Source organism: Escherichia sp. MOD1-EC6819 (assembly GCF_002965765.1).
In the GTDB taxonomy this organism is placed as follows: domain Bacteria; phylum Pseudomonadota; class Gammaproteobacteria; order Enterobacterales; family Enterobacteriaceae; genus Escherichia; species Escherichia ruysiae.
Genome location: NZ_PTRG01000002.1, coordinates 166617 through 190473 on the forward strand (window position 1 = coordinate 166617; position 23857 = coordinate 190473).

The 23857-nt window shown below is 46.9% G+C and carries 19 protein-coding genes and 3 pseudogenes; 10 read left to right on the forward strand and 12 right to left on the reverse strand.

What is annotated here, in order from left to right; genetic code table 11:
• Positions 1-97: 97 nt before the first annotated feature.
• From nfsB to A7Z06_RS21945, 6 genes and pseudogenes are all read right to left on the reverse strand, one after another.
• Positions 98-751 (reverse strand): oxygen-insensitive NAD(P)H nitroreductase, encoded by a 654-nt coding sequence (nfsB, locus tag A7Z06_RS03285; RefSeq protein ID WP_000351445.1) that lies wholly within the window; start codon positions 749-751, stop codon positions 98-100.
• Between the two features lie 92 nt (positions 752-843).
• Complete coding sequence (locus A7Z06_RS03290; RefSeq protein ID WP_000360945.1) at positions 844-1212, reverse strand: MmcQ/YjbR family DNA-binding protein; 369 nt, start codon at positions 1210-1212, stop codon at positions 844-846.
• A 64-nt stretch (positions 1213-1276) separates the two neighbouring features.
• Complete coding sequence (locus tag A7Z06_RS03295) at positions 1277-1525, reverse strand: DUF1158 domain-containing protein (RefSeq protein ID WP_000682507.1); 249 nt, start codon at positions 1523-1525, stop codon at positions 1277-1279.
• Positions 1526-1590: 65 nt separating this feature from the next.
• Positions 1591-2709: a YbdK family carboxylate-amine ligase gene (locus A7Z06_RS03300; RefSeq protein ID WP_001130673.1), complete on the reverse strand. Its 1119-nt coding sequence runs from the start codon at positions 2707-2709 to the stop codon at positions 1591-1593.
• Between the two features lie 208 nt (positions 2710-2917).
• Positions 2918-3193: pseudogene (locus A7Z06_RS22310) on the reverse strand (hypothetical protein).
• A 34-nt stretch (positions 3194-3227) separates the two neighbouring features.
• Positions 3228-3682 (reverse strand): annotated as a pseudogene (locus A7Z06_RS21945) (IS4 family transposase); the annotation flags it as partial.
• A gap of 550 nt (positions 3683-4232) precedes the next feature.
• Here A7Z06_RS21945 and A7Z06_RS03315 point away from each other — a divergent pair.
• From A7Z06_RS03315 to A7Z06_RS03340, 6 genes are all read left to right on the forward strand, one after another.
• Complete coding sequence (locus A7Z06_RS03315; protein ID WP_001561605.1) at positions 4233-4595, forward strand: hypothetical protein; 363 nt, start codon at positions 4233-4235, stop codon at positions 4593-4595.
• Between the two features lie 81 nt (positions 4596-4676).
• Positions 4677-5804: an FtsX-like permease family protein gene (locus tag A7Z06_RS03320; protein WP_000634716.1), complete on the forward strand. Its 1128-nt coding sequence runs from the start codon at positions 4677-4679 to the stop codon at positions 5802-5804.
• A gap of 77 nt (positions 5805-5881) precedes the next feature.
• The gene (locus tag A7Z06_RS03325; protein WP_105279343.1) at positions 5882-7015 is read left to right on the forward strand and encodes a TolC family protein; all 1134 of its coding nucleotides are present in this window, start codon (positions 5882-5884) and stop codon (positions 7013-7015) included.
• Positions 6987-7751 (forward strand): HlyD family secretion protein, encoded by a 765-nt coding sequence (locus tag A7Z06_RS03330; RefSeq protein WP_236582697.1) that lies wholly within the window; start codon positions 6987-6989, stop codon positions 7749-7751. Before A7Z06_RS03325 ends, A7Z06_RS03330 begins: the two co-directional genes overlap by 29 nt.
• Positions 7748-8377 (forward strand): ABC transporter ATP-binding protein, encoded by a 630-nt coding sequence (locus tag A7Z06_RS03335; RefSeq protein WP_000593048.1) that lies wholly within the window; start codon positions 7748-7750, stop codon positions 8375-8377. Before A7Z06_RS03330 ends, A7Z06_RS03335 begins: the two co-directional genes overlap by 4 nt.
• 8 nt (positions 8378-8385) lie before the next feature.
• Positions 8386-9606, forward strand: a complete 1221-nt coding sequence (locus tag A7Z06_RS03340; protein ID WP_105279344.1) for an apolipoprotein acyltransferase — start codon at positions 8386-8388, stop codon at positions 9604-9606.
• 147 nt (positions 9607-9753) lie between these two features.
• On the opposite strand, the pseudogene A7Z06_RS03345 reads toward A7Z06_RS03340, so the two are convergent.
• The 3 genes and pseudogenes from A7Z06_RS03345 to fepA form a co-directional block, all read right to left on the reverse strand.
• A pseudogene (locus tag A7Z06_RS03345) lies at positions 9754-10689 on the reverse strand (IS630 family transposase).
• 343 nt (positions 10690-11032) lie between these two features.
• Positions 11033-11653, reverse strand: a complete 621-nt coding sequence (gene entD, locus A7Z06_RS03350; RefSeq protein WP_094184987.1) for an enterobactin synthase subunit EntD — start codon at positions 11651-11653, stop codon at positions 11033-11035.
• A gap of 173 nt (positions 11654-11826) precedes the next feature.
• The gene (fepA, locus tag A7Z06_RS03355; RefSeq protein ID WP_001034860.1) at positions 11827-14067 is read right to left on the reverse strand and encodes a siderophore enterobactin receptor FepA; all 2241 of its coding nucleotides are present in this window, start codon (positions 14065-14067) and stop codon (positions 11827-11829) included.
• 242 nt (positions 14068-14309) lie between these two features.
• Between fepA and fes the strand changes: the two genes are divergently transcribed.
• From fes to wzz(fepE), 4 genes are all read left to right on the forward strand, one after another.
• Positions 14310-15512: an enterochelin esterase gene (gene fes, locus A7Z06_RS03360; RefSeq protein ID WP_000217370.1), complete on the forward strand. Its 1203-nt coding sequence runs from the start codon at positions 14310-14312 to the stop codon at positions 15510-15512.
• A 2-nt stretch (positions 15513-15514) separates the two neighbouring features.
• On the forward strand, positions 15515-15733 hold the full coding sequence (locus A7Z06_RS03365) for an MbtH family protein (RefSeq protein ID WP_000885809.1): 219 nt from the start codon (positions 15515-15517) through the stop codon (positions 15731-15733).
• Positions 15730-19611, forward strand: a complete 3882-nt coding sequence (gene entF / locus A7Z06_RS03370; RefSeq protein ID WP_105279345.1) for an enterobactin non-ribosomal peptide synthetase EntF — start codon at positions 15730-15732, stop codon at positions 19609-19611. The genes A7Z06_RS03365 and entF overlap by 4 nt, the downstream gene beginning before the upstream one ends.
• Positions 19612-19825: 214 nt before the next feature.
• Entirely contained in the window at positions 19826-20959 is a 1134-nt protein-coding gene (wzz(fepE), locus tag A7Z06_RS03375; protein WP_000096751.1) for an LPS O-antigen length regulator Wzz(fepE), read from the forward strand.
• Here wzz(fepE) and fepC read toward each other — a convergent pair.
• The 3 genes from fepC to fepD are packed head-to-tail and all read right to left on the reverse strand — an operon-like array spanning position 20956 to position 23761.
• Complete coding sequence (gene fepC, locus A7Z06_RS03380; protein WP_000140639.1) at positions 20956-21771, reverse strand: iron-enterobactin ABC transporter ATP-binding protein; 816 nt, start codon at positions 21769-21771, stop codon at positions 20956-20958. The two genes, wzz(fepE) and fepC, sit on opposite strands and share 4 nt — an antisense overlap.
• A complete protein-coding gene (gene fepG / locus A7Z06_RS03385) occupies positions 21768-22760 on the reverse strand; it encodes an iron-enterobactin ABC transporter permease (RefSeq protein ID WP_000640982.1) in 993 nt (330 codons plus the stop codon). Before fepG ends, fepC begins: the two co-directional genes overlap by 4 nt.
• The gene (gene fepD, locus A7Z06_RS03390) at positions 22757-23761 is read right to left on the reverse strand and encodes a Fe(3+)-siderophore ABC transporter permease (RefSeq protein ID WP_010346614.1); all 1005 of its coding nucleotides are present in this window, start codon (positions 23759-23761) and stop codon (positions 22757-22759) included. Before fepD ends, fepG begins: the two co-directional genes overlap by 4 nt.
• Positions 23762-23857: the final 96 nt, after the last annotated feature.

Below are 23857 nucleotides of genomic sequence, written 5' to 3' on the forward strand. Positions count from 1 at the left end.
ACAACAGTGGACTATGATGACGGCTGAAACAGGGTTATGCAAATCAGGAAAATCTGATGTGAAATAGCCGGGATCAGTTCCCGGCTATAAAGGAGAATTACACTTCAGTTAAGGTGATACTTTGCGGCAGACGAGATTTTGGCAGGGTAGCGTTAAAATCTTCCACGCTGTGATGGCCTACCGGTACGACCACCAGACTGGTGTAACCTTTCTCTTTCAAACCAAATTCTTCATCGAGGATCGCCGCGTCAAAACCTTCGATTGGCACCGCGTCCAGACCCAGTGCCGCAACGCCCAGCAGGAAGTTACCGACGTTGAGATAAACCTGTTTTGCCATCCACTCTGCATCATCATGCAGATCTTTACGGTGCATATCGGCGAAGAACTTACGGCCTTTATCGTTCGCCGCTTTGGCTTCCGGCGTGGCAAAGCGACCATCGGCATCTTCCTGGTCAACAACCAGCTTCAGCCAGGCATCGTCCATTGCGGTTTTCGCGCAGAACACCACGACGTGCGAGGCATCAAGTATTTTACGTTCGTTGAACACGTAATTGTCGGCGGCGGATTTAGCGACACGCGCTTTACCTTCTTCCGTGCTGGCCACAATAAAATGCCATGGCTGGGAGTTGGTGCTGGATGGGCTGTACTGCAACAGGGTTTTGATCTGCTCGGCTTGTTCCGGGGTAAGTTTTTTGCTGGCATCAAATGCCTTAGTGGAATGACGCTTTAGGGCGACAGAAATGATATCCATAAAGACTCCTTGTGAAAGATGTTTGTGTGCCAGCAGATTACAAGGATCGAAGTAAAATGGTAAGCGAGAAAAATGCGCTATAGATTTCCGCTTTAGTCTGGACGTACTCTTTTTTGATCGCGTTTAGCCAGGCCATCAACCACTAAGTTCCACGAATCGTTAATCAGATCGCTGAGCAACGATTCAGAGATTTCGTCGCCGGGATACACCGAAATCCAGTGCTTTTTATTCATGTGATACCCAGGCTTAATGCTCGGGTATATTTGCTGATTTAACAGGGATTTTTGTGGATCGGACTTCAGATTGATAAAGGGGACGCCGCGCAGTTCTGACGACAGCATAAAAATCTTGCCGCCAATTTTAAAAACATCGAACTCCGGGCCAAAAGGCCAGCAAAGCTCGACAAAGGGTAACTCAAGGGCCAGGCGTTTCGCCGTTTCGTGCAGTGATTGCTTATCCATAAACGTTCCTTTAGGCGAAGGAGAATAAGCAAAGTATGCCGCGAAGTTCGGCGATAATCGACGTTTAATCCGCTAGCGAGAACCAGCGTCGCCAGATAAAGCGCAGAACAAAATACTCAATAGCGCCCAGCACTAAAAACCATAGGCAAAATAACAACGTGTAAAGCTGACTCAGATCCATCAGATGGAACGTGGCCATCAGTTTCTGTGCCAGCGTCAGCCCCAGCGCGGGGGCGGGCAGCAGCAGGCAAGAGAGAAAAGCCATCAGCAAAATGCCTGCTGCTGCGGTCAAGGTTTCTAAGGGGTGTTTCATAACATTGTTAAATGTAAGTTAAAACACCATTGTCGGGGATATTTCTGCGTAACGCAATTCTCCGCTTAGTCTCCAGCCCAAATCTCACAATGCTTTTTCACCAGCCCAATCAGCGAGCCGCCATCGGCGACAAAATCTCGCATCAGCTGCGCTTCATTCAGACCGCTGATAACCTGGCGGTGCAGTGCTTCAATTGCACTGGATGCGCCAATTTTATGTGCAGAAGGAGCTATTTTTTCCAACAATCGCAAGGTGTCTTCTGTCAGTGGACGACGATCGCCGGTGTGCGGATCGGTAACGACGCCTTCCAGACCATAACGGCAGGCCTGGAAACGGTTGAATTTATACAGCAGATAATCTTTCTCCTGATGTTTGAACGGGCGTTCCGTCAGCAACCAGTGGGCGGTGGCCTGAATCAATCCCGCCATATTTACCGCATGGCTAAGGGTTAACGGGGTATCCATCACCCGAACCTCCACCGTGCCAAAATGAGGGCTAGGGCGAATATCCCAGTGCAGATCTTTAATGCTGTCGATCATCGTGGTGTAACTCAGGCAGCGAAACAGGGCTTCAAATTGTTGCCAGTTACTGACCCACGGCATTGGACCATTATCGGGAAAGGCAGAAAAAATATTCGGTCGTGAGGAGGCAAAACGTGTATCCGTTCCCTGCATATACGGCGATGCGGCAGAAAGGGCGATAAAGTGCGGTACAAAGCGTGATAAGCCGTGCAGCAAATAAATAGCGTCATCACCACTGGCGCAGCCAACGTGAACATGCTGACCAAAAACAGTCGCTTGTTGAATGAGATAGCCGAAGTTTTCCAGCGTCCGTTGATAACGTTCGTTATCGCACACCTCCTGACGCTGCCATTTCTGAAACGGGTGCGTACCACCGCCGCAAATTTCCAGATGATGGTCTGCGGCTGCCTGCAATACGACTTTCTGCATCGCTGAAAATTGCCCGGCAGCCTGGTTGATATCACGGCAAACATCCGTCGCCAGTTCCAGCATACTTTCGGTGATATCGTGCTTCACCTCCCCGGTAGTGATCTTGCTTTTTACCGCGTCAATCAGCGTTGAAGAGTCCTGGCTAAGGTCATATCCCGGAGGATTAACCACCTGCATTTCCAGTTCAATACCGAGGGTAAAAGGTTCAGAGACATGAAAATCGGGTAATGGCATAGGTTTCTCTTATGTTGGCGTTTTCATTCCAGTATAGAAGTGTCAGCGGCAGGGCGAGATGCGGAAGTTCTGGAATGTTTCTTTTTTTGGTGATGGTGAACTGATTGCTACTGAAGCAATTTGGCTACTTTTGCAATGTGACAAGTAGCGGCAGAGCTGGCTGGCGGCGAAGAATTTTGACGATTGGGGCGTGCAGAAAAAAACTGGCTCAGCTTCGGTTGATCAAATGAGTAGTGTGAGAAGTCCGGAACAGGATTTACTGTATAAATAAACAGGTATTTTGCTAAGGAAGGGTAAGATAACAGCGGGTGCCTGAAGCTTTCCGGTTTCAGGTTTACTCTGAGGTCTGGAAAGATGAAGCCCCAGGAGATATTTCTATCAACCCTGGGGCTGCCACTCCAAACCCAACAATTTGGATGGTAGTCCCTTCTTCGCATGGAGGCAATATAAACATGCTGACGAAATATGCCCTTGTGGCGGTCATGGTGCTGTGTTTAAAGGTAATTTTTATCCGGTTTATTCGGAGCAATAGTGATTGCAAGCGTATCAAGAAAATTCTTATAGAACTGAGCAATTTGTTGCCAGAATGACGATACAACCTGATCCAGAAGTAATATAGAACGCCCGTCGCAAACTTGGGGAGTATGCAGAACATGGAATGCCTGAGAAGGATAACCACTCCAGTCAACGGCAATGACGCACAACGTAAGGTCTCGGGGCTGAAACCGGGTAATATTATGAAAAATAGCCGGGATATCGCGGTGTAAAGCGTCATTGCCTGGCAGGCGATCGATGAGCTTAATCTTGTTTTAACCTGAGCATTACCTGGCATATACCGTCCAATGCTGGTAAGGATGAGGGATGCGTCCCGACTAAGCGCAGCAGTGGCGTCAAGGATGGCATTCTGGCGGTACTGATGAAATGGAGTCAAATCATCACGGAAAAACTTTTGGCATGATGAGCGAACGGGCATAGAGGTGATCTCCTGAATTGTTAGCACAACCAGTCGACCACAAAACTCTATGCCCGTCTTTTTTACCCGCCTATTACTGAGGATTTCTCCGTACCATTACCGGCATTTGTTATCTTTCATTGCTACATACGTCATCCCCCAACAAAGCAATGCTTTATAATATTATCGTAATGTCTTATTTTTTATTATTGCGATGGCTTTCTGAACATTTTATAGTGTTAGGTGTAAATCATTTATATTGATTCACGATAGGAGGATATGGACACCACACTTATTTTATGTCACTCAAGAAACACTTAAAATTCGTTGCACGTGTTATTATTCTATTAAATAATTGCACATAATAGATTTTTTCTATTATGTAATAAAATAAAACACTATTAGATACTAGATATGCTAATAGTTTTATACTCTAAATAATTCGAGTTACAGGTAGTGTATAAGTGAGTTCCCAAGAGCTTGCATAAGTAAGTGACTGAGGGAGCGTAAGTGCAGTACATGCAACTTGTTGCATGACAAATATATTATCTATTAACAATAAGAGGTTACAATGAAGAAATATATTTTAGTATCTCTGATGGGATTAAGTTTGAACGCATTTGCGGGTGGCAGCGGCTGGAACCCAGACAGGGTAGACCCGAGCCGTTGTGTTATGGCTACGGGGTCAGGTCCTACCTCTGCGGGTTATATGGTATACCGAACGACTGACTCAGTGTGTATGCAGGGTATAAATGAAGGAAAAGTGAAAGGTGTCCATATTTATGATGGGCATCATGAGTTCAATGATGGTACTGTTGACACGTTTAGCGGTAATGTTACCCCAATATCACCTTTGACATTAAAAACTGATGTTCAAAAAGTTAATAAAGTTGGCATCAAACGCTGGTGGTATAAAGCTAGCTGGATTAAATAAAAAACACCTTGCCAAACGTTAATAAATAACTTAAACACATCGAATGCGAATCTTTGCATTCGGTGTATTTTTTTCAAAAAAATGATTGTGTTTTTTTACATTAAAGATGCTTTGCAAAATATTGCTGAAAATAAAAAGCAAATTTTCACATTTGTGATTTTTTTAACACTTAGTTTCATCGGTATAACAATTACTGATTCGTTGATTTTTAGTGTTTCAAAAAAAGCAGAAGAAGAGCTCAAAACTTATGGTGACAATGTTATTTCTATTGACATCTATAATCAAAAAAACATTAATGAGGTAATGCAAGTATTATCTCCTATATATAAATCATTATCATACTCAAAAACTTATATATTCAATGGCGGTCAAACACCTTACGATGACAAACCTTTATCAGTGACAGGTATTGATGCACTAGGTTTATCCATAAATAAAATAACCACCAATAACATGGAATTTAATGGAGATGTTGCTATTGTTAGTGAGGATAGTCCATATTTACACAATGGGATTGTTTTCCTTAATGGGATACCGTTTAAAATTATTGGCGTAATTCCAAAAATGAAAATGGACTTCCTGGACAGTCTTGGGTTATCGAAATATCAGAGCAACAATCAGCTCTTTATCCCCTTAAGTACATTATTCAGATTCAAGCTAAGCAGTAACATTGATAATGTTAAGATAGTGTTAAGTGATAAAGTTAGCGAAAATGATATTAACACAACAAAAAAAACGCTTGGTGAGGAAAAAATACCAGAATACAATATTATAACAGCTCTTGATGTAAGAAGCACCGTCGACAAAGTGTTGAATAGATTCTCCATATTAACAAACACTATATATATAATGTTGACATTGTTTGCTGCGGTTATATGTATTGTGTTGTGTAAACGAACATTTTCTTCCCGAAGCACAGAATTTGCACTAAAAATTATCCACGGTATAAAACAAAACTCGATAATTCTCGTTGTCATCATAGAATCAATGATTACATTAGTAATTTGTTTATTCAACTCATTGGTCGCTTCTTATTTTATTATGTTATGGATGTCCCAAATGCTATCTACAGATATTAAAATAAGAGTTGTAATGATTTCATTATCGTTAAGTGGCGTGCTGTTAATTTTTCTATGTTCGAATATATTTTTTGGAAAATTGTTTTTCAGAATAAACCCTATATATTTAATTAAAGGTCGCCAGCAATGAGATTTTTATCAAAGTCTGTTGTTCTGTTTTTTTGTGTTTATATGGTAACTCCATATGCCAAATCTCAGGAATGCATTATGGATGATTACTTCAAAAAGACTAATATTTTTTCTTCTTATATTCTGGAACAAGAGCATAATAAGATCGAAGAATCTAATAATGTTGCCTCACTTTTACCAAGTATGTCTATTGGTTTGGGGCAGTATATTAATAATAATAAGAGGTTGTCTACTTTCGGGGATAGTGATATATATTTCTCTCTTTCACAGGATATATTTTCTGCATATAAATATAAAAATAATAAAGATAAATTAGCCATCCAAAATAACCTGCAAAATTTAGAGTTGCAGAGAAAAAGATATGAGTATTTGTTGGGTTTTTACTATAGCAGCATTAATTATACATATCAACTTGAACAAATTCAGTTAACTAAAAAACAAATCCAAAAACTAGAGACAGATTACAATATATCTAAAGAATTATTTAAGATGGGTAAAGCACCTTATCTTGACACGGAAATAAAAGGAAATAATCTAGATAAAATGAGAAATACACTTAATGAAGTGGAACTGGAAAGGCAGTATTCTCTAATGAAGATTAAAAGTGATTATTCTGTCCCAGAAGAATTGTTGCACAAAGTAACAATTGAAGATATAAAAGCGTGTAAAAGATCAAGTATTATAGAATTAGTCAAAAATATTTATAAAAAAAAGAATGAGTCAGTCGATATTGATAACAAAATTAGTGAGTCATCACTCTTGCCATCGTTATATTTCTCTGTAGGTTTAACTCCTAAAAATGGTGGGACATTGAGCGATATCAGCCTTAGAGAAATGGATTATAACGCTAGTATTAGTGTGAATGTGCCGTTGAGCGATTTTTTTTCATCATTCAACAGTAAAAAAACAAATGCAATTAATTCAATGAAAAACAATATTGATAACCTTAATGATTTTAGAGAGCTTGAATTGTTACGTTTTGATATCAATAACAAACTTCATATCATAAAGAATAAAATTCCGATTCTTAAAAATAATTTATATATAAAAAACAAAGAGCTAAACTATATTTCTGAAAGAGTAAAAAATAAGAAAGAAAGTGTACTTACGTATTACTCACTACAGGATGATATTTATGAAATTGAGCTTAATATCAAAAGAAATGAAAATGAACTTATGTATTATGAACTTTATCTTGATTTTCTTGGTTAGTTTTTTTTCTCCACAAGCCTTTTGTGATGTTTACTATGGCGTCTTACATGGGAATAAAATCATGCATTTTAAGAGCCCATACTCTGGAATTGTGAAATTATCGGATATGGAAGAAGGCGAAATAAAACAGAACGTCACATTATTTGATGTGTTGAATTATGAGTATAATTCCAAGATTCTTTTAATTGAAAAAAAACTACAGGCTGAATGTAAAAAAAAACGTAGACTTCATAATGACTATAAAGAGAGTAAGCATTCCTATGAGTTGGGATATATATCCAAAGATGAATTACTTGACATAGAAGATAAAATAAATGATTCGAACATGGCTATTATAAATCTGAATATAGAGAAAAATAATATTACTAATATATTAAAACTTGCAAAACCGTTGGTATCATCGCCTTTTATCATAAGGAATATTGCTGTAAGCAATGAGCAATATGTCAATTCAGGAGACGATATCGTAGATATTGAACTTCTGGATAAGTTTTTCATTGATGTTAAAATTGATCCTGTGTCTGAACAAGGAAATATCAAAGAAAAAAAGATAAGATATCGCTCTTTGGTCAATGGATTATCCGGTTTAGCATCTGTAGTCCGCATCACCCGTACCTTCGAAAATGGCCAGGATGATAAAAGTTCTGGTTTGAGGGTTGTAACATTGGCCATTGATGGTGATCATAAAAAACTCGCTGAATTACTCGATACTGCTTTTGAGATTGAAATAAAGTGATTAAATTAGATATTTATGAAAAACAGTTCAAGGATAAAAAAATCCTTAGTTCTATATCTGTTAATGTTGAAAAAGGTTCATTTCATGTTATTACAGGGCCTTCCGGGGTCGGAAAGAGTTCACTGTTAAACATACTTGGTTTGTTGGATAGTGAATTTGATGGGAATTATGAGTTTTGTGGTAAAAATATTAATCCGAAGGATTACAATAAAACTTCTAGTATAAGGAAGGAGTATTTTGGTTTTATATTTCAAGATTCTCTCATTAATGAAAAACAAAGTGTACTACGTAACATTCTATGCTCCGTAGATTATCCTTATTTAAAATTCGCAGAGAAAAATGCGCATACCATGCTTGAAATCGTTGGACTCCCTATGCCTGATATGAAGGTTATGAACCTTTCAGGGGGAGAAAAACAGCGTCTTGCTCTTGCAAGAGCTTTAATAAAAAAACCTAAAATTCTTTTGGCCGATGAACCCACCGCGAGTCTGGATAAAAATAATAAAAGGATTATTATGAATATTTTATCCGAATATAATAAAGATGGTGGAAGTGTCGTCATGGTGACACATGATCTTGAACTAATCACAAGCGACATGAGTTTAATTAAATTAGAGAACAACTAGCCAACAAGATGTTTTTGCATATTTTATTATTTATCTTCTTGCTTTGTTATTATCTGATTTCTAAAGGTAATATTAAGTTATTTTTATTTTTCGTATTAATATATTCTTTTGGTTTGTCATTTGAAATGGTTAATGAATATTTTTTTTCGTTAACTCCAACAGTTTATTTCAATTCGATTATTTTATTATATGTTGCTTTATGTAATATCCTGATATTTACCCTATATTACAAGTTATCAAAGAACGGTATTTTGGGATGTGCGATATACGCCGCTGCGATTACCGCTATTTCAGCGATAAAAATATCAATCCCATTAAACCCAATAATATTATATTATAAATACAACCTATTTATTCTACCGCAAACAAATTCTCCCTTGCTTAATCTGTATGTTATAAATTTATTACCAGCATTATTTTTTTGTTGTGATTTTAAAAAAATAATGCTGGTAATTCTATGCTATTTGGCTATGATATTACCCTGTCGCATGCTAATTTCAGATAAAATACCAAAGAGTAATATCGCTGTTATTCAAGTTGGTCTTTATTATAAAAATGGAGGAACACCTGAAAGGTTTTATAATGACATGGCGAAATTTATAAAAGAAAACAGTGTTGACCTTATTGTTTTTTCTGAGAATGTTTACTTTGGTTATAAAAATGAAGTTATTAAAAAAAATACGGATGATTTGTTACTAAAGATTAAAACTGATTCAACACTTAAGCAAAAAGCATTTTTATTTAATTTTTTTGGATACAAAAAGTTTAATAATGTTATATCCATGTTCTTGCATGTGGATAATTTGCAATTACATCAGAAAACAGCATTAATTCCTTTTATAGAAAAAAGAGGCGTATTCAATGCTCCAGAAAAGCTTTCATCAGAATATCTAAATATCGATAAAAAAATAAAAAATAATAATACATTTAAGCTTCATGGCTTAAGTTATAGCATATATATATGCTATGAAGCACTGTTTCCTGAAAAATATGTACACAACGGGGTCGTAATAACACAATCTGATTACATAAGACTTAATAACGGTAGGGGATATAAGACTACATTGGTTAACGGTAGCTTACTTGCAAAGTTTTCCGTTGCACCAAACACCAAGTTAATAAATGTCCAGAATTATGGTGGAACTATTGTTTTTAATAATGATTGGGAAATTGACTGGGATATTTATAACAAATCCAAAAAAGAACATTTTTTTGTGGTTACTTTATAATACAGCGAGGGAGTGTTGTTGAAATTTTTGTGAGCTATTTACGCGCCCACATATTATTCAAGTCTTGCATATATATGCTGAGTAATTAAATTCCCCTGTGCTATGCCAGTTACTCCATTCGCTTCTAAGTAGCTGATCCTAATACCGCTACACTTTAGCCAGCCCATGCTTTCCACCGGGGAATGGGCTGACGGTATCCATAAAGTGACGAACCTTTTTCAACAGTTGCCACATTGAACGGCACTGGTGATTTCGGGTTATTGTTTCATGAAGCGCCTGCCACAACCGTTCGACATGATTGACCCATGGCGAGTAAATTGGCTGATAAATCACCCTGAACTTTGGGTTTGCTTTCAGCCAGCGCAACGTTTCACAGCTTTTGTGGGTGATGTAGTTATCGACAATGAGCGTAATCTTTTTTGCCCGTCAGTATGTCTCCTTCAGATGTTTTAACAGCCTGATAAATAAGGATGAACCTTTACTGTTTCCACCCACGTAGCTGACTTTGCCCGTACCACTGTGCAGCGCACCGGCAAGATAGTACTTTTCATTCCGGCCCGGCGTAACAACGCGCTTTTGCTGCCCGCGTAACTGCCAGTCTGCGCCGATTTTGGGATTGAGGTGGATCTCCACTTCATCTTCGTAAAACACAGGGTGTTCTATGCTACAACTGGCTAACGCTACATTAATCGCTGCCATTTTTTCTTCCTTATTCGGGCCCCGGATACGCAGTGTTGGTGCTGCTCTGCGCCATACCAGTTCGGCTGCAGGTAACCATCGCCGGGAGAATGCTTAACAAGCTCACGCAGCAATGCGCAAATATGCTCGAACGGCCAGCGCCTCTCACGTCCTGACGGCAATGACTTCAGGCCTTCAACACCCGACAGCGTGAACCAGTTAATCCAGCGACCAATCGATGAGCGAGCACAGCAGAGTGTTCTGGCAGCATGACTGACGGTGTCACCACGATGCAGCATCAGCATGGCTGTGAGCCGCCGGGCGTGGTTTTTTGTCCTTTGTTTTATGGATCGTTTTCTGGATCAGGCGTCGTTCAGTTCTGGGTATTGGTGCTATGATCGGCACTGCTCCGTCCGGTTGGTGATTTGGGATATTCAGCGATTGATCAGATCGCATAATCGACTCTGTAACAGCCTGAACGGTGTCGGGGTGGTAACATAGATTAGGAAACAGGGTGCGGATGCCATCATGGCGCGGGTCATCAGTCCACTAACGACGCCGGATATATGGCAGCAAATCAGTGGTTGTATATTGAACAACTATAATAGCGTCAGATCTCACCATTATAACGGTGGGCTGACACCGAAAAAATTAGAGAACAGATAACGTTCTTAGCGTAAAACGGTGGTCAATATTACTTGACTACTACAAGCAATGGTTGCTGGCTAACCACAGTAAGGGTTATCCATTAATCGTGTTGACAAAGCGTTATGAGTTGTTTTCCTCTTATCTGCCATTGCACAGCAAATATCTCGTTCTCCCAACAAATAATGATCCGCTGTTTATTCCAGTTCACTATCTGATAATCCAGAAAACCTTGATCTGTCTGTAACTTGCTTGCCTTAAACGCACTCTCTTTCGCTGAAAACGCCAGTGTAAGCACCACAGAAAAGGGTAAATTGCTGACCACAAGCAGCTCGTATTCTGCTGGTGTCATAATGCTGTCTTTCAACTCTTCCGCTGCTTGTGCAGAGAAGATCTCTTCGATATCAATACCCATTGGTTGATGGGATACCACCGCTAATGCCGTAGCCTGGCAGTGACTAATACTGCCGTATAACCCGGCAGGCCAAAGTGGCTGGCGACGTTCACCGACAGGGGGGACGTACTTAAAGCCAAATTCCCGTAAAGCATGAACAGCAGCAATCCGTCCGGCTAAATGTTCGGCTTTGCGTTTCCGTCCGGCATGTTGCAGTTGCGCATAATGCGGCAGCCAGAGTAAATCCTGCTCGCGAAAACTCACCGGATCGAACTCAACAAAATGCAGCGTATGTCCGGCAAAGGGGAGGGAGGTATGCGTAGTTTTCATGTCGACCATATTAGAGACTGATGACAAACGCAAAACTGCCTGATGCGCTACGCTTATCAGGCCTACGTGATCCTGCAATATATTGAATTGGCAAGATTTTGTAGGCCGGATAAGGCGTTCACGCCGCATCCGGCATGAACGACGCGCACTTTGTCAACAATCTGACGTTAGCATCAGAAGTGAGTGTTTACGCTCATATACCACGTACGTCCCGGTTCGTTATAGGTATACGCCCCGGCACCGGCAATATAGTTGGCTCCTGCCAAATCACCTGTGGTCTGGGCATTACCCGCACGCCACAAACGCTTGTCGAACAGGTTGTCCACGCCGCCGGTCAGACTGACGTTCTTCGTCACATCCCAGGTCGCGCTCAGGCCAACAATGCTGTACGGACTGATTTCTTTGGTTTCCGGCCCAACCGCTGGCTGGCCTTTGTAGTTGTACTTCTTCGGTTGCTGCTTGCCGTACCAGGTGAAGGTTGTTTGCATCGACAAATCTTCCCGCGCCTGCCAGCTCAGCGTTGAGTTCAACGTATATTCCGGGATGATCGACAAACGGTCGCCCGTGGTTTTGTTTTCACTCTTCAGCATATAAGTGATGTTGTTGGTCCACATCACCGTTTCGCTAACCGGTACGTTTAACGATCCTTCCAGACCTTCAACCACCGCTTTCGGCACGTTATCCCACTGATAGAGATCGGTGCCGACTGCGTTTTGCCCTACAGCCACATAGCCCGCTTCAATCTTATTGCGATAATCGTTACGGAACCAGGTGACGCCCGCCAGCCAGCCGTCGCGTTTGAACTCCAGACCAATCTCTTTGTTGATGCTGGTTTCCGCTTTCAGGTCATCATTACCTTGCAGATAGCAGCCGCCCGCGCTGGCATAGCAGCCCTGACCTTTACTGTAGAGAATGTAGTTCGGGTTAGTCTGGTACAGGCTCGGCGCTTTATAAGCACGGGCAATGCCCATTTTCAGCGTGAAGTCATCGCCTAAACCTTGCGATATGTTCAGCGCCGGGCTCCAGTTATTGCCGACAATACTGTGATGATCGAAACGCAGCCCCGGCGTTACGATGGTGCTGTCAGTCAGCTCCATGTTGTTTTCGGCAAACAGCGAGAAAATTTCTGCTTTTGAATACGGGCTACGGTCGGTGGCACTCACGCCATCAATAGCGCCACCGGTATTCGTTCCGGTCAGTGCCTGGGTGTTGGAACTTAAGTCCTTCATCCGTTGCTGATTCCACTCCGTACCCAGCGTCAGCGTTTGGTTAACGAGGAAATCAATCGGCAGGTTAACTTCGCTGTGCAGCATCACGTCATCAAGATCGATATCGACGAAATCCTGTGTCGCTTTTTCGTTAAATTTCCCTTCGGTACCACCCGCCAGACCTTCCGGAATACGCGAGTTACGGGTGTGTTCGTACTGCACCCAGTTGCTGGTGGTCACGCCGTTATCCCAGCCACCGTTCCAGGTCAGCGAGTAGTTCTGGCGATACAGACGGTTGGTTTCATCGCCGTATTTAGAGCGGGTATAAGCGTCGGAGTTGGTGTTCTGGGTATCGCCTGCATACAGGTTGCCCTGGCGGCTGTAACCCGCTTCCAGTTCCAGCGATTGCAGAGGCGCGAAGTCCCAACGAACTACGCCGTTAATATCTTTGTTGATCACCCCTTCGCGCCCGGCTGGTAGGGTAGTTGCATAGGTTCCGGCACGCGCGGACTGATGACCCTGGTTAATATCCCACGCATCGGCCTGGGTTTTGTCGAGATTGCCATACAAGCGGAAGCTGAATTCGTCGCCCAGCGGACCGGTCAGGCTGAAGTTGGTGCGTTTGGTGGCACCTTCCTCTTTATGTTCTGGCGCATTGAAATAAGCGTCCCAGGAACCGTGCCACTCACCACTGCCTTTTTTGGTAATGATGTTAACCACGCCGCCCGCCGCGCCGTTGCCATAACGTGCAGCCGCCGGACCACGCAGAACTTCAATTCGTTCAATCATCTCCGGCGGCACCCAGGAGGTATCACCACGGGTATCGCGCTCGCCGCGCCAGCCCTGACGCACCGAGTTACGGCTGCTGACCGGTTTGCCGTCAATTAAAATCAGCGTGTTTTCCGGCCCCATGCCGCGAATATCAATCTGGCGGTTATTACCGCGCTGACCACTGGTGGAGTTACCGGTCAGGTTAACGCCTGGCATGGTACGGATGATCTCCGATACATCGCGGGCAACCGGATTTTTGCGGATTTCATCTGCGGTGATGGTCGAAACGCCAGGCGCCTGCAAGTTCTGCTCGGCGGCGGTAACGACAATGGTATCGTCATGTGAAACAGGGGGATCGTTTGGCTCTTGTGCCTGCGCTACCCCATAAATCCCCAGGTTGACCAACAAGGCCAGGGAATGAATCTTCTTGTTCATTGTTTTATTCCTGCATTTTTGCCACGAATTGCAACTGTCGGGCATGGTCGTCATCAGCATGACGCATCCCGCTACCGCGAAAACCTTTGATCCTGAAAGACACGCAGTGCAGTTGGTTAATTAATGTCCGCGCTTGACATGGCGCGCCAATACGCTATTGCAAATGCAAATAGTTATCAATAATATTATCAATATATTTCTGCAATCAATGAAAAATTGCACAGTAAACATGGGGTTATGGTGTGACGGTGTTAAATGTGGGAAATGAGAGCTGGTGGCAGTCGAAACATGGCCCGGAATGGCAGCGTCTGAATGACGAAATGTTTGAGGTCACTTTCTGGTGGCGTGATCCCCAAGGTTCTGAAGACCGCTCGACGGTGAAGCGCGTATGGGTTTACATCACTGGCGTTACCGATCACCATCAGAACAGCCAGCCCCAGTCGATGCAGCGCATTGCAGGCACCGACGTCTGGCAGTGGACGACACAACTCAATGCTAACTGGCGCGGCAGTTACTGTTTTATTCCCACCGAACGCGATGACATTTTTTCTGCACCATCACCCGATCGCCTCGAATTACGCGAAGGTTGGCGAAAACTATTACCCCAGGCGATAGCCGATCCGCTGAATCCGCAAAGCTGGAAAGGAGGGCGAGGGCACGCTGTTTCCGCACTCGAAATGCCGCAAGCGCCGCAGCAACCCGGCTGGGATTGTCCGCAAGCCCCCGCTAACTCAGCGAAAGAAATAACCTGGAAAAGTGAACGGTTGGGAAATTCACGTCGTGTATGGATTTTTACCACCGGCGATACGCCAGTCGAGGAGCGTCCGTTAGCTATTCTGCTCGATGGTGAATTTTGGGCGCAAAGTATGCCCGTCTGGCCTGCGTTGACTTCGCTGACCCGTCGTCAGCAGCTTCCTCCCGCCGTGTATGTGTTGATTGACGCCATCGACACCGCGCACCGTGCCCGCGAACTGCCGTGTAATGCGGATTTCTGGCTGGCAGTACAGCAAGAGTTACTGCCGCTGGTGAAAACGATCGCCCCTTTTAGCGATCGCGCCGATCGCACCGTGGTCGCCGGGCAGAGTTTTGGTGGGCTTTCCGCGCTGTATGCCGGACTGCACTGGCCTGAACGCTTTGGCTGTGTATTAAGCCAGTCAGGATCGTACTGGTGGCCGCATCGGGGCGGGCAGCAAGAGGGCGTGTTACTTGAAAAGCTAAAAGCTGGTGGAGTTAGCGCCGAAGGTCTGCGCATTGTTCTGGAGGCGGGGATTCGTGAGCCGCTGATCATGCGAGCCAATCAGGCGCTGTATGCGCAACTATATCCCATAAAAGAATCCATTTTCTGGCGTCAGGTTGACGGCGGACATGATGCGCTTTGTTGGCGCGGTGGCTTGATGCAGGGGCTAATTGACCTCTGGCAACCGCTTTTCCATGACAGGAGTTGAATATGGCATTCAGTAATCCCTTCGATGATCCGCAGGGCGTGTTTTACATTTTGCGCAATGCGCAGGGGCAATTCAGTCTGTGGCCGCAACAGTGCGCGTTACCGGCAGGCTGGGACGTTGTGTGTCAGCCGCAGTCACAGGCGTCCTGCCAGCAGTGGCTGGAAGCCCACTGGCGTACTCTGACACCGGCGAATTTTACCCAGCAGCAGGAGGCGCAATGAGCCAACATTTACCTTTGGTCGCCGCACAGCCCGGCATCTGGATGGCAGAAAAACTGTCAGATTTACCTTCCAGCTGGAGCGTGGCGCATTACGTTGAGTTAACCGGAGAGGTTGATGCGCCATTACTGGCTCGCGCGGTGGTTGCCGGATTAGCACAAGCGGATACGCTACGGATGCGTTTTACGGAAGATAACGGCGAAGTCTGGCAATGGGTCGATGATGCGTTGACGTTCGAACAGCCAGAAATTATCGACCTGCGTACCAACATTGATCCACACGGAACTGCGCAGGCATTAATGCAAACTGATTTGCAACAAAATCTGCGTGTCGATAACGGTAACCCACTGGTCTTTCATCAGCTGATACAGGTGGCGGATAACCGCTGGTACTGGTATCAGCGTTATCATCATTTGCTGGTTGATGGTTTCAGTTTTCCGGCAATTACCCGCCAGATCGCCAATATTTACTGTGCATGGCTGCGTGGCGAACCAACGCCTGCTTCGCCGTTTACGCCTTTCGCTGAAGTGGTGGAAGAGTACCAGCAGTATCGGGAAAGCGAGGCCTGGCAGCGTGATGCGGCATTCTGGGCGGAACAGCGTCGCCAACTGCCGCCGCCTGCGTCACTTTCTTCTGCACCTTTAGCGGGGCGCGGCGCCTCGGCAGATATTCTGCGCCTGAAACTGGAATTTACCGATGGGGAATTTCGGCAGTTGGCAGCACAACTGCCGACCGTACAACGTACCGATTTAGCTCTCGCGCTGGCGACCTTATGGCTGGGGCGATTGTGCAACCGCATGGACTACGCTGCCGGATTTATCTTTATGCGTCGAATGGGGTCGGCGGCGCTTACGGCGACCGGTCCCGTGCTCAATGTTTTGCCGTTGGGTATTCACATTGAGGCGCAAGAGACGCTGCCTCAGTTGGCAATCCGCCTGGCGGCTCAACTAAAAAAAATGCGCCGTCATCAACGCTACGATGCCGAACAGATTGTCCGTGACAGCGGGCGAGCGGCAGGTGATGAACCGCTGTTTGGTCCGGTACTCAATATCAAGGTATTTGATTACCAACTGGATATTCCTGGTGTTCAGGCGCAAACCCATACACTGGCAACCGGTCCGGTTAATGACCTTGAACTGGCGCTGTTCCCGGATGAACACGGTGGTTTGAGTATTGAGATTCTCGCCAATAAACAGCGTTACGATGAGCCAACGTTAATTCAGCACGCCGAACGGCTGAAAATGCTGATTGCGCAGTTCGCCGCGAATCCGGCGCTGTTGTGCGGCGATGTCGATATTATGCTGCCAGGTGAGTATGCACAGTTGGCGCAGATCAACGCCACACAGGTAGAAATCCCTGAAACCACGCTGAGCGCGCTGGTGGCAGAACAAGCGGCAAAAGCACCGGATGCACCGGCGCTGGCAGATGCGCATTACCAGTTCAGCTATCGGGAAATGCGCGAGCAGGTGGTGGCGCTGGCGAATCTGCTGCGTGAGCGCGGCGTTAAACCTGGCGACAGCGTGGCGGTGGCGCTACCGCGCTCGGTCTTTTTGACCCTGGCACTACATGCGATTGTTGAAGCAGGTGCGGCCTGGCTACCACTGGATACGGGTTATCCGGACGATCGTCTGAAAATGATGCTGGAAGATGCGCGTCCGTCGCTGTTAATCACCACCGACGATCAACTGCCGCGCTTTAGCGATGTTCCCAATTTAATAAGCCTTTGCTATAACGCCCCGCTTACTCCACAGGGCAGTGCGCCGCTGCAACTTTCACAACCGCACCATACGGCTTATATCATCTTCACCTCTGGTTCCACCGGCAGGCCGAAAGGGGTGATGGTCGGGCAGACGGCTATCGTTAACCGCCTGCTGTGGATGCAAAATCATTATCCGCTTACAGGCGAAGATGTCGTTGCCCAAAAAACACCGTGCAGTTTTGATGTCTCGGTGTGGGAGTTTTTCTGGCCATTTATTGCGGGGGCGAAACTGGTGATGGCTGAACCAGAGGCGCACCGCGATCCGCTCGCTATGCAGCAATTCTTTGCCGAATATGGCGTAACGACCACGCACTTTGTTCCCTCAATGCTGGCGGCATTTGTTGCTTCGCTGACGCCGGAAACCGCTCGCCAGAGTTGCGCGACGTTGAAACAGGTTTTCTGTAGTGGTGAGGCCTTACCGGCTGATTTATGCCGCGAATGGCAACAGTTAACCGGTGCGCCGTTACATAATCTGTATGGCCCGACGGAAGCTGCGGTGGACGTTAGCTGGTATCCGGCTTTTGGCGAGGAACTGGCACAGGTACGCGGCAGCAGTGTGCCGATTGGCTACCCGGTGTGGAACACGGGGCTGCGTATTCTTGATGCGATGATGCATCCGGTGCCGCTGGGGGTGGCGGGTGATCTCTATCTCACCGGCATTCAACTGGCGCAGGGGTATCTGGGACGACCCGATCTGACAGCCAGCCGCTTTATTGCCGACCCTTTCGCCCCCGGTGAGCGGATGTACCGTACCGGAGACGTTGCCCGCTGGCTGGATAACGGCGCGGTGGAGTACCTCGGGCGCAGTGACGATCAGCTAAAAATTCGCGGGCAGCGTATCGAACTGGGCGAAATCGATCGCGTGATGCAGGCGCTGCCGGATGTCGAACAAGCCGTTACCCATGCCTGTGTGATTAACCAGGCGGCAGCAACCGGCGGCGACGCTCGCCAGTTGGTAGGATATCTGGTGTCGCAATCAGGCTTACCGCTGGATACCAGCGCATTGCAGGCGCAGTTGCGCGAAACCTTGCCACCGCATATGGTGCCCGTGGTTCTGCTACAACTTCCACAGTTGCCACTTAGCGCCAATGGTAAGTTGGATCGCAAAGCCTTACCGTTGCCTGAACTGAAGACACAAGCGCCGGGGCGTGCGCCGAAAGCGGGCAGCGAAATGATTATCGCCAGGGCGTTCTCGTCATTGCTGGGCTGTGATGTGCAGGATGCCGACGCTGATTTCTTCGCTCTTGGCGGTCATTCGCTACTGGCAATGAAACTGGCAGCGCAGTTAAGTCGGCAGTTTGCCCGCCAGGTGACGCCGGGGCAGGTGATGGTTGCGTCAACCGTCGCCAAACTGGCAACGATTATTGATGGTAAAGAAGACAGCACCCGGCGCATGGGATTCGAAACCATTCTGCCGTTGCGTGAAGGCAATGGCCCGACGCTGTTTTGTTTCCATCCGGCGTCCGGTTTTGCCTGGCAGTTTAGCGTGCTCTCGCGTTATCTCGATCCACAATGGTCGATTATTGGCATTCAGTCGCCGCGCCCTCATGGAGCTATGCAGACGGCGGCAAACCTGGATGAAGTCTGTGAAGCGCATCTGGCCACGTTACTTGAACAACAACCTCACGGCCCTTATTACCTGCTGGGTTATTCGCTGGGCGGTACGCTGGCGCAGGGGATTGCGGCGCGGTTGCGTGCCCGTGGCGAACAGGTGGCATTTCTTGGCTTGCTGGATACCTGGCCGCCAGAAACGCAAAACTGGCAGGAAAAAGAAGCTAACGGTCTGGACCCGGAAGTGCTGGCGGAGATTAACCGCGAGCGCGAAGCCTTCCTGGCGGCTCAGCAAGGGAGTGCGTCGACGGAGCTGTTTACCACTATTGAAGGCAACTACGCTGATGCAGTGCGCTTGTTGACCACTGCCCATAGCGTACCGTTTGATGGCAAAGCGACGCTGTTTGTTGCCGAACGTACACTTCAGGAAGGTATGAGTCCTGAACGCGCCTGGTCGCCATGGATAGCTGAGCTGGATATTTATCGTTTAGATTGTGCGCATGTGGATATTATCTCGCCGATGGCGTTTGAAAAAATCGGGCCAATTATTTTGGCGACGCTAAATAAATAACTTTATCTTAAATAAAATCCATAATTACTGTAAATGATTGTGGATTTTATTATTTATTATTATGATGAATCCTCAGTTGCTTCTCTGAAAACACGCTTAATGTTGTGTTCGGTGAGGGGAATTTACAAAGTTCAGCTTCGGATAATTCTTGCTAACTGATAAAGTGAGCGCCGTGGAGATTTAATCTTATTGGACTCATTTCAGGTCATATCGCATGTCATCACTGAATATTAAGCAGGGAAGCGATTCTCATTTTCCCGATTATCATCTGGCGTCGCCCAGTAATAATGAAATTGATTTACTTAAACTTATCGAAGTTTTGTGGTACGCAAAAACGCGGGTAATAGCGGTGGCTTTAGCCTTTGCCTGTATTGGGTTACTGGTGTCTTTCATTTTGCCGCAAAAATGGACCAGCTCGGCAGTTATCACGCCCGCAGAGGCTGTCCAGTGGCAAGATCTGGAGAAGGTCTTCACCAAACTCCGCGTGCTGGATCTGGATGCCAATATCGATCGCAACGGTGTGTTTAACCTGTTTATCAAGAAATTTCAGTCTGTGAGTTTATTGGAAGACTATCTGCGTTCATCACCTTATGTCATGGATCAATTAAAAGAGGCGAAGATTGATGAACAGGAGCTGCATCGCGCTATTGTTACATTGAGCGAAAAAATGAAAGCGGTTGATGACAACGCCAGTAAGAAAAAAGATGAGCCTGCGTTGTATACCTCCTGGACATTAAGTTTCACCGCACCCACCAGTGAAGAAGCGCAGACAGTATTGGCAGGGTATATCGATTATATCTCTGCTATCGTGGTGAAAGAGTCGATTGAAAATGTGCGTAATAAACTGGAAATCAGAACCCAGTTTGAAAAAGAAAAACTGGCTCAGGATCGTATTAAAACGAAAAACCAGCTTGATGCAAATATTCAGCGCCTCAATTATTCACTGGATATTGCCAATGCGGCAGGAATTAAAAAGCCTGTTTACAGTAATGGTCAGGCCGTTAAAGACGACCCTGATTTTTCTATTTCTCTCGGCGCAGACGGTATTGAACGCAAACTTGAAATTGAAAAAGCGGTCACCGATGTTGCGGAACTGAACGGTGAGTTACGTAATCGTCAATATTTTGTCAATCAGTTAACAAAAGCAAATGTCAACGATGTAAATTTTACGCCGTTTAAATATCAGTTGCGTCCGACTTTGCCGGTGAAAAAAGACGGTCCGGGCAAAGCAATTATCGTGATCCTTTCCGCGTTGATCGGCGGTATGGTTGCTTGTGGCAGTGTGCTCTTGCATCATGCAATGGCATCCAGAAAACAGGATGCCATGATGGAAGATCGGTTAGTTTAAATCACGGCGGTTGACGGTGCCGTTCGTCCGAGCGGCACCACTAACGGTGTTCCTGCTACCGGATCATCAATAATCATGCAGCGCAAACCGTAAATACGCTCGATCAGTTCAGCAGTGACAATCTCTTTCGGCGCTCCCTGAGCGACAATTTTTCCTTCCCGCAGCGCAATCAAATGGCTGGCGTAGCGACAGGCCTGATTAAGATCGTGCAGCACCGCCGCCAGCGTATAGCCTTTCTCGCGGTTCAGTTCGCTCAATAATTCCAGTAGATCAATCTGATGACTGATATCCAGCCAGGTGGTCGGCTCGTCGAGCAGCATAATTGCCGTTTCCTGTGCCAGCACCATGGCAATCCACGCTCGCTGCCGTTGCCCACCGGAAAGGGTGTCCACGCTTTGATTCGCCAGATGAGTAATGCCCGTGGCCTGCATCGCTTTCATTACCGCTTCTTCATCTTCTTTGCGCCAGCGGGTAAACAGCGGTTGATGCGGGTAACGCCCACGCGCCACCAGCTCCTGCACGGTGATATCGCCCGGCGTGGTGGCATTTTGCGCCAGCAAGCCAATCCGGCGTGCGACCTCTTTACTGGCGTAATGTTGAATGTGCTCGCCATCCAGCCAGACATGCCCGTGAGCAGGCGTCATCAGGCGGCTTAAGGTACGCAGTAACGTGGATTTACCGCAGCCATTTGGCCCGATAATTGCCGTGAAGTGACCGTCAGGAATTTCTACAGTAAGATTTTCCGCGACGGTATATTTGCCATATCCCAGGGTTAACTGTTCGCCGCGCAAACGGGCTACTGATTCGGTCATTTTTTGCGAGACTCCTGAATTAACAAGACGATAAGGTAAATACCGCCGAGACTGACGGTAACGACGCCAACCGGAAGTTGATACGGCATAAACAGTTGCTGAGCGCAGAGATCGGCCACCAGCAGTAACAACGCCCCGCACAGCGCCGCCTGAGTTAGCCCCCAGCGAGCAGTGCCGCTAATGCGTCGGGCAATGTGCGGTGCAACCAGCGCGATAAAGGAAATTGGCCCCGCCAGGGCAGTGGCAGCTGCGGTAAGTATTACGGCGACCAGCATCATTAACAGACGCGAGCGTTCGACGCTGACGCCCAGTGCGCAGGCGGTGTCATCGCCCATCTCCAGCAAGCGCATCCGCCTTACCAGCAAGGCGGCGGCAATGAGCATCAATATAATAATGGGTGCGGAGGGCGAGGTTTTTGCCCACGTCAGGCCATTGAGCGATCCGGCATTCCACAACCCCGCTGTTAGCGCCGTTTCTAAAGACGCTTTCAGCAGCAGCCAGGTATTAAAGGCCACCAGCATGGCGCGAACGCCGATGCCGATAATAATCAATCGAAAGGTGTCGATGCCGTTACGCCAGGCAAGCAGCCAGACCAGTAGAGAAGTGGCAATGCCGCCCGCCATTGCTGCCAGCGCGATAGCTGTCAGATCCTGACCAAACAGTACCATCGCCACCAGTACGCCGCTCCACGCCCCGGTGTTAAAGCCCATCACATCCGGACTGCCGAGCGGGTTACGCATCAGCGACTGAAAAATCGCGCCGCTGACGCCCAGCGCCGCGCCAATCAACAGCGCCATCAGCACGCGTGGTAAACGCCATTCGGTGACCACCATCGTCATACTGCGCGGCGCATCGCCCATCAGCGCGGCGAATACCTGCGAGGTTTCCAGCGTGACGGCACCGCTGCGTAATCCCCAGATACCTGCAACCACACAGGTGGAAATCAGCAGCAAACAGGTGATGAGTAATCGGCGAGAGACGTAAATCATGCGGCACCTCGCATTTTACGTCGGACAAGAAAGATCAACACTGGTGCGCCAATAAAGGCGCTGACCACAGAAACGCGCAGCTCGCCGGGCACAATCACACGCCCGATGATATCGGCAAACAGCAGCAGGGCAGGGGTAGCAAGTAGCGTGACGGGGAGTGACCAGCGATGATCGGCACCCACCAGCCAGCGCGCCATGTGCGGCATCATCAGGCCAATAAAGGCAATTGGGCCAACTACCGCCGTCGCACTTCCGCAAAGCACGGTAATCGCCAGCAGACCAATTAACTGTGTGCGCGCCACGCGACTGCCCAGCGCCGTCGCGGTGTCGCTACCGAGGCTTAAACTGTTCAGTGCGCGGCTCAGTAATAGCGCGGTTGCTCCGGCGATCAGCACCGGGATCAGCACCACTTTTAAGGTATGTAGATTGCGAATATCCAGCGAACCGGCTTGCCAGAAACGCAGTTGATCGTAGACGTCAGGATTAAGCAGGGCGATGCCGCTGGTCAGCCCTTCCAGCACCGCCGCCAGCGCCACGCCCGCCAGGGTTAAACGCACCGGACTTAACTGCCCGCCGCCCTGGCTGCCGGTAAAGGCAACAATCAACGAGGCCACCAGCGCCCCGGCGAAGGCCATCGCCAGTTGTTCCTGTGCGGAAGAGTAACCAAACAGCGCCGCACCCAGCACAATGGCAAAGCTGGCTCCGGCGTTCACGCCAAGCAAGCCGGGGTCGGCAAGTGGATTTCGGGTGAGGGTTTGCATCAACGCCCCGGCAAGGCCAAGCGCGCCGCCTGCAAGTAAACCGGCAAGGGTGCGCGGCAGTCGCGCGTCGAGCACGATGGTGCAGTCGGCGCTCTGACAGGTGCCGGAGAGGGCCTCCAGCACTACGGAAGCGGGGAGTGATTTTGCCCCAATGAGCAGGCTTAATGCCGTCGCGATAATCAGTAATAACAGCAATCCGGGCACGGCAATGGCGCGTGTCACGGCAACAGAACCAGACATACGAACTTCCATGATAATGAAATTAATTATCGTTATCGATCTTATTTGGATATGTTAGCATGTGCAGCCTAAGAATAGGTATTTAAAATATTTGAT

Bases quoted from the DNA above. Each gene is read 5' to 3' on its own strand.
- nfsB (WP_000351445.1), bottom strand. From the start codon at position 751: ATGGATATCATTTCTGTCGCCCTAAAGCGTCATTCCACTAAGGCATTT.
- A7Z06_RS03290 (WP_000360945.1), bottom strand. From the start codon at position 1,212: ATGGATAAGCAATCACTGCACGAAACGGCGAAACGCCTGGCCCTTGAG.
- A7Z06_RS03295 (WP_000682507.1), bottom strand. From the start codon at position 1,525: ATGAAACACCCCTTAGAAACCTTGACCGCAGCAGCAGGCATTTTGCTG.
- A7Z06_RS03300 (WP_001130673.1), bottom strand. From the start codon at position 2,709: ATGCCATTACCCGATTTTCATGTCTCTGAACCTTTTACCCTCGGTATT.
- A7Z06_RS03315 (WP_001561605.1), top strand. From the start codon at position 4,233: ATGAAGAAATATATTTTAGTATCTCTGATGGGATTAAGTTTGAACGCA.
- A7Z06_RS03320 (WP_000634716.1), top strand. From the start codon at position 4,677: ATGATTGTGTTTTTTTACATTAAAGATGCTTTGCAAAATATTGCTGAA.
- A7Z06_RS03325 (WP_105279343.1), top strand. From the start codon at position 5,882: ATGGATGATTACTTCAAAAAGACTAATATTTTTTCTTCTTATATTCTG.
- A7Z06_RS03330 (WP_236582697.1), top strand. From the start codon at position 6,987: ATGAACTTTATCTTGATTTTCTTGGTTAGTTTTTTTTCTCCACAAGCC.
- A7Z06_RS03340 (WP_105279344.1), top strand. From the start codon at position 8,386: ATGTTTTTGCATATTTTATTATTTATCTTCTTGCTTTGTTATTATCTG.
- entD (WP_094184987.1), bottom strand. From the start codon at position 11,653: ATGAAAACTACGCATACCTCCCTCCCCTTTGCCGGACATACGCTGCAT.
- fepA (WP_001034860.1), bottom strand. From the start codon at position 14,067: ATGAACAAGAAGATTCATTCCCTGGCCTTGTTGGTCAACCTGGGGATT.
- A7Z06_RS03365 (WP_000885809.1), top strand. From the start codon at position 15,515: ATGGCATTCAGTAATCCCTTCGATGATCCGCAGGGCGTGTTTTACATT.
- entF (WP_105279345.1), top strand. From the start codon at position 15,730: ATGAGCCAACATTTACCTTTGGTCGCCGCACAGCCCGGCATCTGGATG.
- fepC (WP_000140639.1), bottom strand. From the start codon at position 21,771: ATGACCGAATCAGTAGCCCGTTTGCGCGGCGAACAGTTAACCCTGGGA.
- fepG (WP_000640982.1), bottom strand. From the start codon at position 22,760: ATGATTTACGTCTCTCGCCGATTACTCATCACCTGTTTGCTGCTGATT.
- fepD (WP_010346614.1), bottom strand. From the start codon at position 23,761: ATGTCTGGTTCTGTTGCCGTGACACGCGCCATTGCCGTGCCCGGATTG.